14 protein-coding genes and 1 riboswitch are annotated in these 14,387 nt (G+C 62.7%); of the genes, 9 read left to right on the top strand and 5 right to left on the bottom strand.

Annotated features, from left to right (window positions below):
• Positions 1–41 precede the first annotated feature (41 nt).
• The 3 genes from CSE6_RS15760 to folK are packed head-to-tail and all read left to right on the top strand — an operon-like array spanning position 42 to position 2,810.
• Positions 42–743, top strand: a complete 702-nt coding sequence (locus CSE6_RS15760; protein WP_012839452.1) for an HAD family phosphatase — start codon at positions 42–44, stop codon at positions 741–743.
• A complete protein-coding gene (gene pcnB, locus CSE6_RS15755; RefSeq protein ID WP_034409548.1) occupies positions 740–2,305 on the top strand; it encodes a polynucleotide adenylyltransferase PcnB in 1,566 nt (521 codons plus the stop codon). Before CSE6_RS15760 ends, pcnB begins: the two co-directional genes overlap by 4 nt.
• Complete coding sequence (folK, locus tag CSE6_RS15750) at positions 2,298–2,810, top strand: 2-amino-4-hydroxy-6-hydroxymethyldihydropteridine diphosphokinase (RefSeq protein ID WP_034409546.1); 513 nt, start codon at positions 2,298–2,300, stop codon at positions 2,808–2,810. The genes pcnB and folK overlap by 8 nt, the downstream gene beginning before the upstream one ends.
• A 113-nt stretch (positions 2,811–2,923) precedes the next feature.
• Here folK and CSE6_RS15745 read toward each other — a convergent pair whose 3' ends face one another.
• Together CSE6_RS15745 and CSE6_RS15740 are read right to left on the bottom strand one after the other, a co-directional pair.
• On the bottom strand, positions 2,924–3,892 hold the full coding sequence (locus CSE6_RS15745) for a tripartite tricarboxylate transporter substrate binding protein (RefSeq protein ID WP_059440939.1): 969 nt from the start codon (positions 3,890–3,892) through the stop codon (positions 2,924–2,926).
• Positions 3,893–4,012: 120 nt separating this feature from the next.
• Positions 4,013–5,059 (bottom strand): CDP-6-deoxy-delta-3,4-glucoseen reductase, encoded by a 1,047-nt coding sequence (locus CSE6_RS15740; protein WP_012839448.1) that lies wholly within the window; start codon positions 5,057–5,059, stop codon positions 4,013–4,015.
• 109 nt (positions 5,060–5,168) lie between these two features.
• On the opposite strand from CSE6_RS15740, the gene CSE6_RS15735 reads away from it, so the two are divergent.
• Positions 5,169–6,116 (top strand): SDR family oxidoreductase, encoded by a 948-nt coding sequence (locus CSE6_RS15735; protein ID WP_034409545.1) that lies wholly within the window; start codon positions 5,169–5,171, stop codon positions 6,114–6,116.
• 126 nt (positions 6,117–6,242) lie between these two features.
• On the opposite strand, the gene CSE6_RS15730 is transcribed toward CSE6_RS15735, so the two are convergent.
• Both CSE6_RS15730 and CSE6_RS15725 read right to left on the bottom strand, forming a co-directional pair.
• The gene (locus CSE6_RS15730; RefSeq protein WP_034380436.1) at positions 6,243–6,926 is read right to left on the bottom strand and encodes a DUF4124 domain-containing protein; all 684 of its coding nucleotides are present in this window, start codon (positions 6,924–6,926) and stop codon (positions 6,243–6,245) included.
• A gap of 87 nt (positions 6,927–7,013) precedes the next feature.
• Positions 7,014–7,634, bottom strand: a complete 621-nt coding sequence (locus CSE6_RS15725) for a hypothetical protein (protein ID WP_034353526.1) — start codon at positions 7,632–7,634, stop codon at positions 7,014–7,016.
• A gap of 247 nt (positions 7,635–7,881) precedes the next feature.
• Positions 7,882–8,050, top strand: a riboswitch (FMN riboswitch).
• A 90-nt stretch (positions 8,051–8,140) separates the two neighbouring features.
• Here CSE6_RS15725 and CSE6_RS15720 point away from each other — a divergent pair.
• Both CSE6_RS15720 and CSE6_RS15715 read left to right on the top strand, forming a co-directional pair.
• Positions 8,141–8,683 carry a 6,7-dimethyl-8-ribityllumazine synthase gene (locus CSE6_RS15720; protein WP_034409542.1) on the top strand — a complete coding sequence of 181 codons (543 nt, stop codon included), beginning with the start codon at positions 8,141–8,143 and terminating at the stop codon, positions 8,681–8,683.
• A gap of 239 nt (positions 8,684–8,922) precedes the next feature.
• Complete coding sequence (locus CSE6_RS15715; protein ID WP_034353520.1) at positions 8,923–10,059, top strand: branched-chain amino acid ABC transporter substrate-binding protein; 1,137 nt, start codon at positions 8,923–8,925, stop codon at positions 10,057–10,059.
• A gap of 144 nt (positions 10,060–10,203) precedes the next feature.
• On the opposite strand, the gene CSE6_RS15710 is transcribed toward CSE6_RS15715, so the two are convergent.
• The gene (locus tag CSE6_RS15710; RefSeq protein WP_034409539.1) at positions 10,204–11,115 is read right to left on the bottom strand and encodes a LysR family transcriptional regulator; all 912 of its coding nucleotides are present in this window, start codon (positions 11,113–11,115) and stop codon (positions 10,204–10,206) included.
• A gap of 108 nt (positions 11,116–11,223) precedes the next feature.
• Here CSE6_RS15710 and CSE6_RS15705 point away from each other — a divergent pair, with 108 nt between their 5' ends.
• The 3 genes from CSE6_RS15705 to CSE6_RS15695 all read left to right on the top strand — a co-directional run bounded on the left by CSE6_RS15705 (position 11,224) and on the right by CSE6_RS15695 (position 14,341).
• A complete protein-coding gene (locus tag CSE6_RS15705) occupies positions 11,224–11,883 on the top strand; it encodes an NAD(P)-dependent oxidoreductase (protein ID WP_034353514.1) in 660 nt (219 codons plus the stop codon).
• A 128-nt stretch (positions 11,884–12,011) separates the two neighbouring features.
• Positions 12,012–13,220, top strand: coding sequence for a sugar transporter (locus CSE6_RS15700; protein WP_059440938.1), 1,209 nt, complete (start codon positions 12,012–12,014; stop codon positions 13,218–13,220).
• A gap of 71 nt (positions 13,221–13,291) precedes the next feature.
• A complete protein-coding gene (locus CSE6_RS15695; RefSeq protein WP_034380428.1) occupies positions 13,292–14,341 on the top strand; it encodes a porin in 1,050 nt (349 codons plus the stop codon).
• Positions 14,342–14,387: the final 46 nt, after the last annotated feature.

The following is a 14,387-nucleotide window of genomic DNA, read 5'->3' as shown; positions in this document are numbered from 1 at the left end:
TTCTGCTTTGGCCATGCCACAGCACTTTTTGTTGGATTTGCATGTCGACTTCTGAATTGGCTATCAAGCCCAGGCTGGCCCTGTTTGACCTGGACCATACGCTGCTGCCGCTGGACTCCGACCATGGCTGGGGCGAGTTCTCCATTGCCATCGGCTGGTGCGACCGCGAGGAGTTCGGGCGCCAGAACGACGCCTTTTTTGACGACTATCTGGCCGGCCGTCTCAACATTCCCGACTATGTGCGCTTTGCCACGGCTGCCGTGGTCCAGCGCGGCGAGGCTGCAGCCACGGCTGCGCACCAGCGCTTCATGGACGAGGTGATTCGCCCGGCGATCAAGCCTGCCGCCCTGGCCCTGGTGCAGCAGCACCTGGATGCGGGCGACACCGTGGTCATCACCTCGGCCACCAACGAGTTTGTGACGCGCCCCATTGCCCAGGCCTTCGGCGTGCAGCATCTGCTGGCGACCGAGCTGGTGCGTGATGGCAGCGGCTGGTTCACGGGCGAGATTGACGGTATTCCCAATATGCGCGAGGGCAAGGTCGTGCGCATGACCGAATGGCTGACCCAGCGCGGCCTGCGCTGGGAGGATGTGGAAGCGACCTTCTACAGCGACTCCATGAACGATGTGCCCCTGCTTGAAAAAGTGGATCACCCGGTGGCCACCAACCCCGATGCGCGCTTGCGTGCCCTGGCCGAGGAACGCGGCTGGCGCATCGTGGACCTATTTAGCGAAGCACCATGATCAAGACCATTATTGACAAGCTGCTGGGCAAGGCGCCCGCAGCCCCCCGCTCGCGCAAGCCCAAGTTCGGCAAGCGTGAGGAAGTGCCGGTTCAGGTGCATGGCATAGACCCGAATCTGGTGGACCGTCGCGCCATCGATGTGGTGCAGACCCTCAAGCGCTCGGGCTACGAGGCCTATATCGTCGGCGGCGCCGTGCGCGACCTGCTGCTGGGCCTGCGTCCCAAGGACTTCGACGTGGCCACCGATGCCACGCCCGAGCAAGTCAAGAACCTGTTTCGCCGCGCCTTCATCATCGGCAAGCGTTTTCGCATCGTGCATGTGGTCTATGGCCGCGGCCGGGAAAACGAAGTCATCGAGGTTTCCACCTTCCGGGCCTTTCTGGACAACAGTGCGGCCGAGCAGGTCAGCGGCAATGAACGTACCAGCAAGAATCAGCTCGCAGGACTGAAGCATGCCGTGGATGCCAGCGGCCGCGTGCTGCGTGACAACGTCTGGGGCCCGCAGGACCAGGATGCCACGCGCCGCGACTTCACCATCAACGCCATGTACTACGACCCCGAGACACAGATCGTGGTCGACTATCACGGCGGCATTGCGGATGCCAAGAAGAAGGTGCTGCGCATGATCGGCGATCCGGCCACGCGCTACCGCGAAGACCCGGTGCGCATCATTCGTGCCGTGCGCTTTGCCGCCAAGCTCAGTGGCAAGGGCTTCAAGCTCGAAGCCAAGACCGCCAAGCCCCTGGTCGAGTGCGAGCCGCTGCTGCAGGAAGTACCGCAAAGCCGCTTGTTCGACGAAATGCTCAAGCTGCTGCAGACTGGTCACGCGCTGGCCTCGGTGGCTCAGCTCAAGGAACTGGGCCTCTCGCGCGGCATCTATCCGCTGCTGGACGTGGTCATGGAGCGTGCCGACCATCCCTTCGTGCAGGCCGCACTGATGGATACCGACCGCCGTGTGGCCGAAGGCAAGCCCGTGGCGCCCAGCTTCTTGCTGGCCTGCGTGCTGTGGCAGGACGTCAAGCAGGGCTGGGAAAAGCGTCTGGCCAAGAGCTATCACCCATTCCCTGCGCTGCAGGAGTCGATCGACGAGGTGTTCGATCAGCGTATCGGCGATGTCTCGGGTCGGGGCAAGCTGGCTGCCGATATGCGCGAGATCTGGGTCATGCAGCCGCGCTTTGACAAGCGCACCGGAGCCACTCCGCACTCCATGGTGGCGCAGCCGCGCTTCCGAGCCGGTTTTGACTTCATGCGCCTGCGTGCCGATATCGGCGAGGTCGAGGAAAGTCTGGCCAGCTGGTGGCAGGAGTTCCAGCAGGCCGACGATGCCCAGCGAGATGACCTGATTGCCCAGGCTCGCGACGAGCAGCGCGCCCGCCAGCGTGCCCAGCAACAGACGGCGCCCAAGGTGCACCGAGTGGCCAAGAAGAAAGCCGAAGGCGATCAGGAGAGCCCGCTGGATCAGGTGGCTGCAGAAGGCGATGCAGCCGCTCCCAAAAAGCGCCGCCGCCGTCGCCGCAAACCATCCGCTGGCGCTGCTCCTGTAGCCGGTGGTAATGAATAAACCGGCCGCGTTGGCGGCCGACACGGTTGCGGTCGGTCTTGGGGCAAACCTCGGCGATGCACGCCGGACCCTGTCCTGGGCCGTGGCGGCGATGGCCGGGCTGGCCCGGACCGAGCTGCTGGCCGTGTCCTCGCTCTACAGCAGCAAACCCATTGATTCTTCCGGGCCTGACTATCTGAATGCGGTGGCGTTGCTGCGCACCGGGCAGGAGCCGCTGGATCTGCTGCATGCGCTGCAGGCGATCGAGCTGCAGGCCGGACGCGAGCGTCCCTACCGCAATGCACCGCGCACGCTGGATCTGGATATCGAGCTATGGGGTGACCGGCACTCGGATGCTACCGAGCTGACCCTTCCCCACCCGCGCATGTGGCAGCGTGCCTTTGTGCTGCTGCCGCTGGCCGAAATTGCGCCTGGCTGCGTGAGTGCCGAACAGCTGCAGGCAGTGGCAGATCAGGGCATAGAGCGCAGCCTGGCCCGGGGCTGGTGGATAGAGCAGTCAGCGTAGTTCAGATTTGATAGCTTCTCACGCCTGCCTGGCAAGCGATTGAGGCTGAAACTACCTAAAAAAGCCCCGGAGCCGTCAGGCTACCGGGGCTTTTTTATCAGTGCCAGGACTCGTCAGTCGACCTTGGCGCCGGAGGCCTTGACGATGGGCTGGTATTTGGCGCGCTCGGAGGCCATGAACTTGTCGAATTCGGCGGGCGTGGAGCCCACGGGTTCGGCCATCAGTGCGTTGAAGCGGGTCTTGGTTTCCGGTGCTTGCAGGGCATCATTGAAGGCCTTGCTCAGCTTGTCCAGCACGGGCTTGGGGGTGCCGGCCGGGGCAACCAGTCCCCACCAGGTGTCGATGGCAAAACCGGGGTAGCTCTTGGACAGCGCGGGCACGCCGGGCAGCAGCGGCGAGGCATTGAGAGAAGTCACAGCCAGTGCCACCAGCTTGCCGCTCTTGATATTGGGCGCGGCCGCCGCCAGGTTGTCGATATTGAAGTCCACCTCGCCAGACAGCAGGGCCAGCTGGGCGGGGTTGGCGCCACGGTAGGGTACGTGCAGGGCGAAGATGCCGGCCTTTTGCTTGAGCATCTCGCCGGCCAGATGGCCTGCGGAGCCATTGCCGCCGCTGCCGTAGTTGAGCTTGCCGGGATGGCCCTTGGCGTAGGTGATCAGATCGGCCACGCTATGGATCTTGAGTTGCTCGGCCTTGGCAGCATTCATCACCAGCACATTGGGCACGCGCACCATCTGGGTGATGCCGGCAAAGTCCTTGCCCGCGTCATAAGGCATCTTGGTATAGAGCCAGGGGTTGACGGCATGCGTGGCCGTGGCGGCCAGGCCTATGGTCAGGCCGTCGGGCTTGGCCTTGGCAATGGCGTCGGCGCCAATGTTGCCACCGGCACCGGCCTTGTTGTCGATGATGACGACGCCCAGAGAATCACGTACCCGCTCTGCCAGCGCGCGGGAGGTGATGTCCAGCGGACCACCGGGCGCATAGGGCACGATCAGACGGATGGGTTCTTGGGCCTGGGAGAGGGGAGAGGCCAAGGCAGCAACGGCCGCCATGACCGAGAGAAGGCTGTTTCTACGGTTCATAGAGCTCTATTGTGCAAAAAATTGCAGCAGCTCCGGAGCTGGCGGTTACTTGTGCAAGAAAATTGCGCGTAAACCCTTATGCGGCACAGAATGCATCGGGGTTTGCGCAAAACAGCGTTCTTACTTGTCCGCTTCGGAGGTAAAGGCGTCGGCGTAGAACTCTTCGGCAGGCAGCGCGCGTTCGCTGGTATAAGCGGCGCGGGCCGAGTCCACGACGATGGGAGCACCGCAGGCATAGACCTGGTAGCCGGACAGGTCGGCAAAGTCGTCCAGTACGGCCTGGTGGACAAAACCGGTACGGCCCGTCCAGGCGTCCTCGGCCAGGGCATCGGAGATCACGGGCACATACCTGAATTGGGGCATGGCGGCCGTGTGTTCGGCAATCCAGCTGGCGTCATACAGGTCGGTGGGGCGGCGGCCACCCCAGTACAGCGTGACGGGGCGGTTGATGCCCTTGTGGCGCATATGCTCGATCAGTGCCTTGATAGGGGCAAAGCCCGTGCCCGAGGCGAGCAGGATGATGGGCTTGTCCGAGTCCTCGCGCAGGAAGAAGCTGCCGAACGGGCCCTCCACACGCAGGATTTCCTTTTCCTTCATGCCGCCGAAGACATGGTCGGTGAACTTGCCGCCTTCCATGTGACGGATATGCAGCTCGATGCCGGGTGCCGTCTCCTGCACGTGGGGCGCGGTGGCCATGGAGTAGGCTCGGCGGGCACCGTCGCGCAGGATGAACTCCACATACTGACCTGCGTGGTAGCGGAACTTCTCGCTGGCCGGCAGCTGCAGGCGCACCTGCATCACGTCATGCGATTTCTTCTCGAGAGCGGCCACGCGCACGGGCATCTTCTTGATGGGGAAGGAGCTGGCGTCCGTGACCTGGCGCGACTCCAGCACCACATCGCTGTGGGGCGTGGCGCAGCAGGTCAGCACATAGCCGCCGGCTTCCTCTTCGGCTGTCAGAGCCTTGTCCGAGTGCGTGCCGTGGCTGACTTCGCCGCTGAGCTTCTTGCACTTGCAGGAGCCGCAAGCACCGTCCTTGCAGCCATAGGGCAGGCCGACGCCGGTGCGAATGGCCGCGGCCAGAATGGTTTCAGCGCCCTGAGTGGCAAAAGCACGTCCGCTGGGCTGGACGGTAATTTCAAACGAAGCGTGGGCAATCTCGGTCATGACGTTTTGGTTATCCTTGAAGGCGTATCCGGCAGCCTTTTTGTCGGCGCTGCTGCTGTCGCAGCAACGCCAGTGGCTCCTTAGATCTTGTACGCAGCAGGTCCCGATTTTGCCTTCAAACCAAAGCCCATTGGGCGCGCTGCCAGCGCGCTTTCGTCGTGAACGCTTATTGATCGTCGGCCACGGCGATGTGGGTCAGCGCGTGGCCCGATTGCTGGTCGCTTCAGGCCGTGGCAGGCACGGAATTCAGGTACTGGCCGTGAGCCGCAGCCCAGGTCGGGCCGAGCAACTGCATGCCCAGGCTGTGAGGCCCTTGTGGGGGGATCTGGATGATCCGGCCAGCCTGCGCAGGCTGGCAGGCATTGCGACGCGGGTGCTGCACCTGGCGCCGCCTCAGGCACCGGCCGCCGGGGATGAATGCTCGTGGCTCGACTCCCGCACCACGGCTCTCATGCGGGCACTGCGCCTGCGCAGTCTGCCGCGCAGCCTGGTCTATGCATCGACCTCGGGCGTTTATGGCGACTGCGAGGGGCAGTGGGTGGCCGAAACCCGGTCCGTCGCGCCGACGACTGCCAGAGCGCAGCGCCGTGTGAATGCCGAACTCGCCGTGCGCTTTGCCGGTCGCTCGGGCCTGCGGGCCAGCATCTTGCGCATTCCCGGCATCTACGCACCTGATCGTGAGGGCGGTACGCCCCGCGCCCGGCTGCAGCGAGGCACGGCCGTGCTGAAGCCCGAGGACGATGTCTATACCAACCATATTCATGCCGACGATCTGGCGCGTGCCTGCCTGCTTGCGCTGTGGCGCGGCAAGCCGCAGCGCATCTATCATGCCAGCGACGACACGCAGCTGAAGATGGGGGATTACTTCGATCTGGCGGCCGATCTCTACGGCCTGGCCCGCCCGCCGCGCATTTCGCGCGAGCAGGCACAGGCAGAATTGCCGGCGAGTCTGCTGAGTTTCATGAGCGAGTCGCGGCGGCTGTCGAATCAGCGGCTCAAGCGCGAATTGCGGCTCAGGCTGCGCTACCCCACGGTGACCGAGGGCCTGCAAAGCTAGGCAGGGCAAAGAGCACGACCCTCAAAAATTGGCGCGGCCAGGCATTGGGCAGCAAGCAAGCGCCAAGTGCCGCCGCGCAGCGAAACTGTCGCCCCTTGGGGGAAGGCGCACAGCGCCTCAGGGGGATTACGGTATCGGATGCACGCCGCCTCGGTTGTCATAGCAGCGGAATACATTGCAGTTGACGATCTTGGCGGGCGGCTGCGATGGCGTGGGATGTGCCGGCGGGTAGCGGTTGGGATAGCCGTAGCCCCACTGCGGGCGGTTGATGGCATTGGGCTGCAGCGCCCGGCTTTGCTGCAGTTGCTGGTAGGCGGCTGCGCCCAGGCAGTTCATCTCCATCTGGGCCTGGGCCGCCTGGCTGCGCTCTCCCCAGGTGGCCGGGTCGGGGCTGGCTTCGGCCAGTATGGCGTTGTAGCGCTCGCGGGCCTGACGGCAGGCGGCCGTGTTTTCCAGATTGGCTACGGCCCGGGCCTGGGCTCTCTCGGCGGCCTCGCGTTCCTTGCGCTCCTGCTCTTCACGCTGGCGGCGCTGGGCTTCGTCGCGCGCCATCTGGGCCTTGCTGCGTTCCCGTGCCTGGCTGGCATTGGCACGCTCGGACGCAATTTCCTCAGCGCTTTGCGCCGCCTGAATCTGCGTGCTCATTTCGCCCGAGATGCAGCGGCCATTGGTATAGGTCACCTCGCCGGTCTTTGCATCGACACAGCGCATGACCTGAGCCTGGGCCGTGCCTGCGATCAGCGCCCAACCCAGCAGCAAGCCCAGCGGCAGCTTGCGCATGATGACAGTGGGAGATAGGGGCTCTGGCATGACCGCTCCTTCAAAGGCGTTTGAGTGCCTGCAAATTATGAAGTGGCGGCAGGAAAAGCAGAAGCGGTGCCGTGCCACAGTGCCCGGTCAGCGCCAGTCACCGCGAGGAGGAAAGCCTTGCTGCTGGCCTTCGCGCTGGCGTTGCTGCTGGCGCTGATCGCGCTCACGTTCGCGGTCTTGCTGTTGGCGGTCGCGGGCCTGTTGCTGGCGATCGCGTTCGGCCTGCATGCGGTCACGCTCGCGCTGTTGCGATTGCTGTTGCTGCTCGCGCTCCTGCTGGCGGCGCATCTGGTCCTGATCGCGGCGATTCTGGGATTGCTGGCGATCCCATTCGCGGCGCTGCTGGTCCCGGTCGCGCTGCTGCTGAGCGCGGTCGCGCTCCATCTGGCGTTGCCATTGTTCGCGATCGCGCATGTTCTGGGCGCGATCACGTTCCAGCTCGCGCTGGCGCTCCCATTGACGACGCTCACGCTCGCGCCAGGCCCAGTCATTGCGGTCCTGACCCTGGTACACAGGGTAGGCGGGATAGGCCGGATAAGCGGGCTGCGGGCTGTAGATGGTGGTGGAGCCATAGCTGCCACCGTAGCCGCCGCCATAGCCGGAGTCGTACTCGCCGGGAACCGCGCAGGCAGTGCACAGCACGGCCAAAGCCCCCATGCTGGCCCAGCGCGTGGAGGTGGACATCAATGCCTGCAGGGATGGTTTCATGGCGTGTCTGGTGAGGTGTGGGTGGGCGCAATGCCCTGTGCTCTTAACGTCCGGCAATTGTTCCGGGTTGACTTCGCTACGCTGTATGCTCATCAAATGAGAGCTAGTTTCGCTTTGTGGACGAGCGTTAAGGGTGGTTTTTTCTTGATTTTTCAGACTGACGCCATAGTGACCCTTTTATCAAAAGCGCAGCCAAAGCGTCGCTAGAATGACTTCGTCTTGTGGTGAATCCAGGTTCGCCGCAAAGCAGCGTTCTCAGGGCGGGGTGCAATTCCCCACCGGCGGTATCTGTGGCAATGCCTTGCATTGACTGCAGCAGCCCGCGAGCGCCTGCAGTCTCGCCAGAGCCAGCAGGGTCAGCAGATCTGGTGAGATGCCAGAGCCGACGGTCATAGTCCGGATGAAAGAGATCGCGCAGCATCGGTCCGTGATGCAGCTATCGCTGCCGCATGGGCGGGTGTATCAGCGCACGCCCTGATTCATTGGAATTTTCTGGAAATACCACCATGAATCAGACCCCTATCTCCATGAACTTTGCCACTCACGCGACTTCCGAAGGTACGCCCTGGAAGTCCGTCGCCAGCCGCAGCCGCATTGCCATCATCAGCGCCAGCTGGCACACCGAAGTGGTCTATCAGGCCCGCGATGCCGCCCAGGCCGAACTTCTGGCACAGGGCGTGCAGGCCGGCAATATCACGCATTTCAGCGTGCCCGGCGCCTTTGAAATCCCGCTGCTGGCCAAGAAGCTGGCGCAAAGCGGTCGTTTCGATGCAGTAATCGCCACGGCACTGATCGTCAACGGCGGCATCTATCGCCATGAATTCGTGACCACGGCCGTGATCGACGGCCTGATGCGCGTGCAGATGGACTCCGAAGTGCCCGTGTTCTCCGCCGTGCTGACGCCGCGCGATTTTCACGAGCATGGTGATCATGTGGAGTTCTTCCGCCAGCACTTCGTGAAGAAGGGCGTGGAAGTGGCCCATGCCTGCCTGAGCACGCTGGACCAGCATGCCAAGGTGGATGCTCTGCTGCAGGCCAAGGCTGCCTGAGCAGCGGGCCTTGATGAAAAACGCCCCAGTCTGGGGCGTTTTTCTTTGGCGCTGCTGCCATTTCGCGAGCAAGGGCTTGCGGCGGTTTTTTCCAGCACAGCCCGGGGCGCTTGCCGATCCCTGAAAACACTGATTGTTGTGCCGGTGTAGCACTCGCTGCACCTATGTGATTGCCTCATTGCCAATTGCCTGTCGCGGGGCATAAGGTTGCGTCTTGTCTCAACCGAGTGGAGTGCGCAATGAAGAATTTTGGCAAGTTGTGTATCGCGACAGTCGTAGCAGGTATGGCAGGGGGCGTGATGGCCCAGGAGCAGATCATCAAGATCGGCCATATCGGCCCGACCTCCGGCCCTCAGGCTCACTTCGGCAAGGACGATGAAAACGGCGTGCGCATGGCCATCGAGGACCTGAACGCCAAGGGCATGGAAATCGGAGGCAAGAAGGTCAAGTTCGTGCTGGTGGCCGAGGACGATGTGGCCGATCCCAAGCAGGGCACGGCGGCTTCGCAAAAACTGTGCGATGACAAGGTGGCCGGTGCGGTGGCCTTTGTGAACTCCGGCGTGGCGATTCCTTCTTCCAAGGTGTTCCAGGACTGCGGCATTCCCATGATCACGGGCGCTGCGACCAATCCCGATCTGACTAAACCCGGCTGGAACACCACCTACCGCGTGATTGCCAACGACAACGCCCTGGGCGCGGCGCTGGCTAGCTATGCGGCCAAGAATCTCAAGCTCAAGAATGTGGCCGTGATCGACGACCGCACGGCCTATGGCCAGGGCCTGGCCAATGTGTTCAAGAAGGATGCCGCAAAGCATGGCATCAAGATCGTGGCCAACGAGTTCACCAACGACAAGGCCACGGACTTCATGGCCATTCTGACCTCCATCAAGGCCAAGAAACCCGATGCCATCTTCTACGGCGGCATGTATGGTCAGGCCGGCCCCATGCTGCGTCAGATGGCCCAGCTGGGCATGAACGACGTCAAGATGTTTGGCGGTGACGGCATTTGCGTGACCGAGCTGGCCAAGGTGGCTGCCGGAGCCAAGCCGCTGGAGAACGTGGTCTGCGCCGATGGCGGAGCCTCCATTGCCAAGATGCCTGGCGGCACGGAGTGGAAGAAGCGCTATGACGCCAAGTATCCGGGCCAGTTCCAGGTCTACAGCCCCTACTTCTATGACGGCACCATGCTGCTGGCCGACGCCATGAAGCGTGCCAATTCATGGGACCCCAAGGTCTATATCCCCTTCCTGCAGAAGTCCGACTATTCGGGTGTGACCTCCAAGATCCAGTTCGAGAAGAATGGCGAGATGAAGAACCCCAGCTATACGCTGAGCCGCTATGTGAACGGCAACAAGACGCCTATCGACCTGAACTGATTGCCTTGAGTGCACCAGGCCATGTGGTGTGGCCTGTTTTGCAAAGCCTGCGGATGCCTCGCATTTGCAGGCTTTTTTGCTTTCGGTCTTTGGGGGCAGGCATGGATGGCTGCTGGCTGGGGCGTTGCATGCGAAAGGATTGCGCTAGTTCTGCATGCCCTCTAGCTGCGCAAAATACTGGCGCAGCACCTCGATGGCCTCGCGCACCTTGGCGGGCAGGCTGTCGCGGCTGGCGGTGACGGCCCAGATATCCAGCATGCCCATATCCCAATCAGGCAGCAGGCGCACCAGGCTGCCCGTCTCCAGACTTGCCGCCACGTCATGGGCCGAGAGCAATGCAAGTCCCAGGCCTGCTTCACAGAACTGCTGCACCGCGCTGCGATGGTTGCTTACCATGAGCGGCCGCACCTGCAGCCGGTACTCCTGCGCCGTGCCCTGCTGGCGCCATAGAAAATCGGCCTGGGCGTCGTCGCTGCGGCTCATTTCCAGCCAGGGCAGCTGTGCCAGCTCGCTAGGGTGTCGAGGCGTGCTGCCGTGTGCCTTGATCCAATGCGGCGAGGCGCAGAGCACGGTGGCGCTGCGTCCCAGGTGGCGGGCCACCCAACTGGAGTCCTGCAGATTGCCGAAGCGCAGCGCCAGATCCACGCGCGCCTGGATCAGATCTATGGGTGCATCATCCATGAGCAGACGCAACCGCAGCTCAGGATGCATGGCCAGCCACTGGCCCAGCGCCGGGGCCGCATGCTGGGTAAAGCCGGCCGGAGCAGCCAGACGCAGCTCGCCGCTGGGCCGCTGATGCTCGGCGGCCAGTTCGGCGCGTGCCCGGCTGGCGGCCTCGCACATGGCAGCGCACTGGATGTAGAAGCGCTGGCCGGCATCGGTCAGCGTCAGCTGGCGCGTGGAGCGGTGCAGCAGCGTCAGGCCAGCATCGTGTTCCAGCTGACGGATATGCTGGCTGACGGCCGAGGGCGTCATGTCGAGCTGGCGGGCGGCTGCGCTCATGCTGCCGCGCTCCACCACGGCGGCAAAAATGGCCATGCGTCTGAAATCTTCCATGGGGCTATTTTGAAGTGCTGCTTCAAGGTCATGGTGGCTGAAAGGGGTTTTTCTCGCAATTAATGGCGATTAATCTTTAGCCCTGTTGAAGATATAAGGAGTTTTCCAATGAAAGTCGCATTGATTGGCGCCACGGGTTTTGTCGGTGCCGGGTTGCTGGATGAGTTGCTGCGTCGCGGTCACGAAGTCGTGGCCCTGGTACGCAAGCCCGAGGCCGCTGCCGCGCGCGAACATGTGCAGTTCGTCAAGGCCGATGTGCTCAAGGCCGACGAGGTGCAGCGCGCCGTGACCGGCTGCGATGCGGTGGTCAGCGCCTATAACGCAGGCTGGAGCAATCCCAATATCTATGACGATTTCATGCAGGGCTCGCGTGCCATCGTGCAAGGAGTCAAGGCCGCGGGCATCAAGCGTTATCTGGTCGTGGGCGGAGCCGGCAGCCTGTATGTGAATGGCCAGCAACTGGTGGATTCGCCCGATTTTCCGGCCTTCATCAAGCCCGGCGCTTCGGCGGCGCGCGACATGTTTGCCGAGCTGCAAAAGGAAGCCGCCCTGGACTGGACCATGCTGAGCCCGGCCGTGGGTTTCCATGGCGGCTCCGATGCGCAGTCCAGAGGCCGTACCGGTCACTATCGCACGGGCAAGGACGAACCTTTGGTGCAGGCCGACGGCCAGCCCGGCGATATTTCGGTTCAGGACCTGGCCGTGGCGTTGATCGATGCCCTGGACAGGAACGAACACGTCAAGGCTCGTTTCACCGTCGCGTATTGACCAAGCCCTGTCGTCGCCCGGTCCGACCCCATTGATTGATGGGGCAAGGCCGGGCCGTCTGTCTGCTGTCATGCTGCAAGCGCACAATTTCGGGTTTTGCGGCGCCAGACGCCAGCACGCCTTATTGCATGACAGAAACCTTGACTGCCCCTATCGAATCGACCCGATCTCCCACCCAGGCCTGGCTCAGCGTGATTGCGCTGGCGCTGGGTGCTTTTGTCTTCAACACCAGCGAGTTTGTGCCGGTCGGTCTGCTCAGCAGCATTGGCGCCAGCTTTGACATGCAGGTGGAGCAGGTCGGGCTGATGCTCACCATCTATGCCTGGGTGGTGGCGCTGGCTTCGCTGCCCTTCATGCTGCTCACGCGCAAGGTGGAGCGGCGCAAGCTGCTGATGGGTGTGTTTGCGGTGTTTGTGCTCAGCCATCTGGTATCGGGCGTGGCCTGGAGCTATGCATCCCTGGTCATCAGCCGTATCGGCATTGCGCTGTCGCATGCGGTGTTCTGGTCCATCACGGCCTCTCTGGCCGTGCGGGTGGCGCCTCCGGGCAAGAAGGCCATGGCGCTGAGCCTGCTGGCCACGGGTACTTCCGTGGCCATGGTGCTGGGTATTCCGCTGGGCCGCATCGTGGGTGAATGGCTGGGCTGGCGCATGACGTTTCTGGCCATTGGCGCGGTGGCAGCGGCGGTGATGCTGGTGCTGGGCAAGCTGTTGCCTCTGCTGCCCAGCGAGAACGCAGGCTCCCTGTCCAGTGTGCCCATGCTGTTCAGGCGCCCGGCCCTGGTCGGCATCTATGTGCTGCTGGTGGTGGTGATTACCGGCCAGTTCACGGCGTATAGCTATATCGAGCCCTTTGTGCAGGACATTGCCGGCCACGCCGGCGATGTGACCACGGCCGTGCTGCTGCTGTATGGCGGCATGGGCATTGTGGGCAGCGTGCTGTTCGGCTGGTTCGGTCTGCGCTTTCCGCGCGGCTTTCTGCTGGCGTCCATCGGCGTGCTGGCGCTGAGCCTGTTGCTGCTGGTCATGAGCAGCACGCATGTCTGGAGCCTGTATCTGCAAAGCTCGGTCTGGGGCATTGCCATGATCTGCTTTGCGCTGTCCATGCAGTCCAAGGTGCTGAATCTGGCGCCCGATGCCACCGATGTGGCCATGTCCATGTTCTCGGGCATTTTCAATATCGGCATTGGCGGCGGCGCACTGCTGGGCAGCATCGTCAGCCAGCAATGGAGCATGACGCATATAGGCCTGGTGGGCGGCCTGCTGATTGCCATGGGCGGCGCGCTCTGGTTGTTCATGATGCTCAAGCTGGCCGACAGCTTCCGTTTGAAGTCCTAGTTTTGTATACAAAACTGGCCTGACTCTTGCATGGGTGGTTTGTCTCAAACTTTTTAGAGAGGAAACCATCCATGAAAGCGTTTGCCGCTACCTTCACCACCATCGCCCTGGCTGTGGCCAGCCTGTCGGCTCAGGCCCAGAGTTCCGTGCAGCTCACCGGCACCATCGATAGCTATGCGGGCTCCATGAAGCTGGCAGGGCAAGAACGCGTGGCCTCGGTCGGCTCCGGCGGTCTGACCACTTCCTGGTGGGGTGTGAAAGGCGTGGAGGATCTGGGCGGCGGTCTCAAGGCCGACTTCAATATCACGAGTTTTTTTCGTGCCGACACCGGTACTCCTGGTCGCTTTGATGCCGACCCCTTTTTCTCGCGTGATGCCAATGTGGGTCTGGCTGGCAGCTTTGGTCGTGTGAGCCTGGGTCGTGGCATGGCACCGAACTTTCTGCCCACTGTGCTGACCAATCCGTTTGGCGACTCCTTCACGGTCTCGCCGCTGGTGCTGCATGCCAATATGACGACTGCGGCCTGGGGCGCGGACAGCCTGACCACGGCATCCAACACCGGCTGGAGCAATCAGATCCTGTATTCCACACCCAGCTTCGGCGGCCTCAAGGCCAATGTGCATTACCAATTCGGCGAGCAGAGCAGCAGCGGCAACAAGGGCAAGAAGAATGTGGGCCTGAACCTGATGTACTCGGGCGGCCCGCTGAGCCTGACCGCGTTCTACGAGCGTGCGCAGATCAGCAACCCGGTATCGCTGGCGGTGATGCCGACCAAGAGCAACTGGATGGTGGGCGGCAGCTATGACTTCAGCGTGGCCAAGCTCTATGCCACTTACGGCCAGGCCAAGATCAACGCCCAGGATCGTGAGAACACCACCTACTCGCTGGGTCTGGACATTCCAGTCAGCGGAACGCCTGGAACCTTCAAGGCAGCGGCGGCGCGTACCAAGTCGGAAGTGGGCAATGTCAGCGGCACACGCACCACCGTCAGCCTGGGCTACGACCATTTCCTGTCCAAGCGCACCGACGTCTATGCCGTGGCCATGTATGACCGCGTGAGCATGGACATTCCCAACAAGTCCGGCACCAGCGCCCTGGTGGGCATCCGTCATCGTTTCTGAGAACAGGCCTTGTGCTGCACCAGTTTCATGCATGGGCACCTGGCTT

Origin of the sequence: Comamonas sp. E6 (genome assembly GCF_001010305.1) — a bacterium.
GTDB lineage: Bacteria > Pseudomonadota > Gammaproteobacteria > Burkholderiales > Burkholderiaceae_C > Comamonas > Comamonas thiooxydans.
This window is presented reverse-complemented; position numbering and strand designations above follow the sequence as displayed.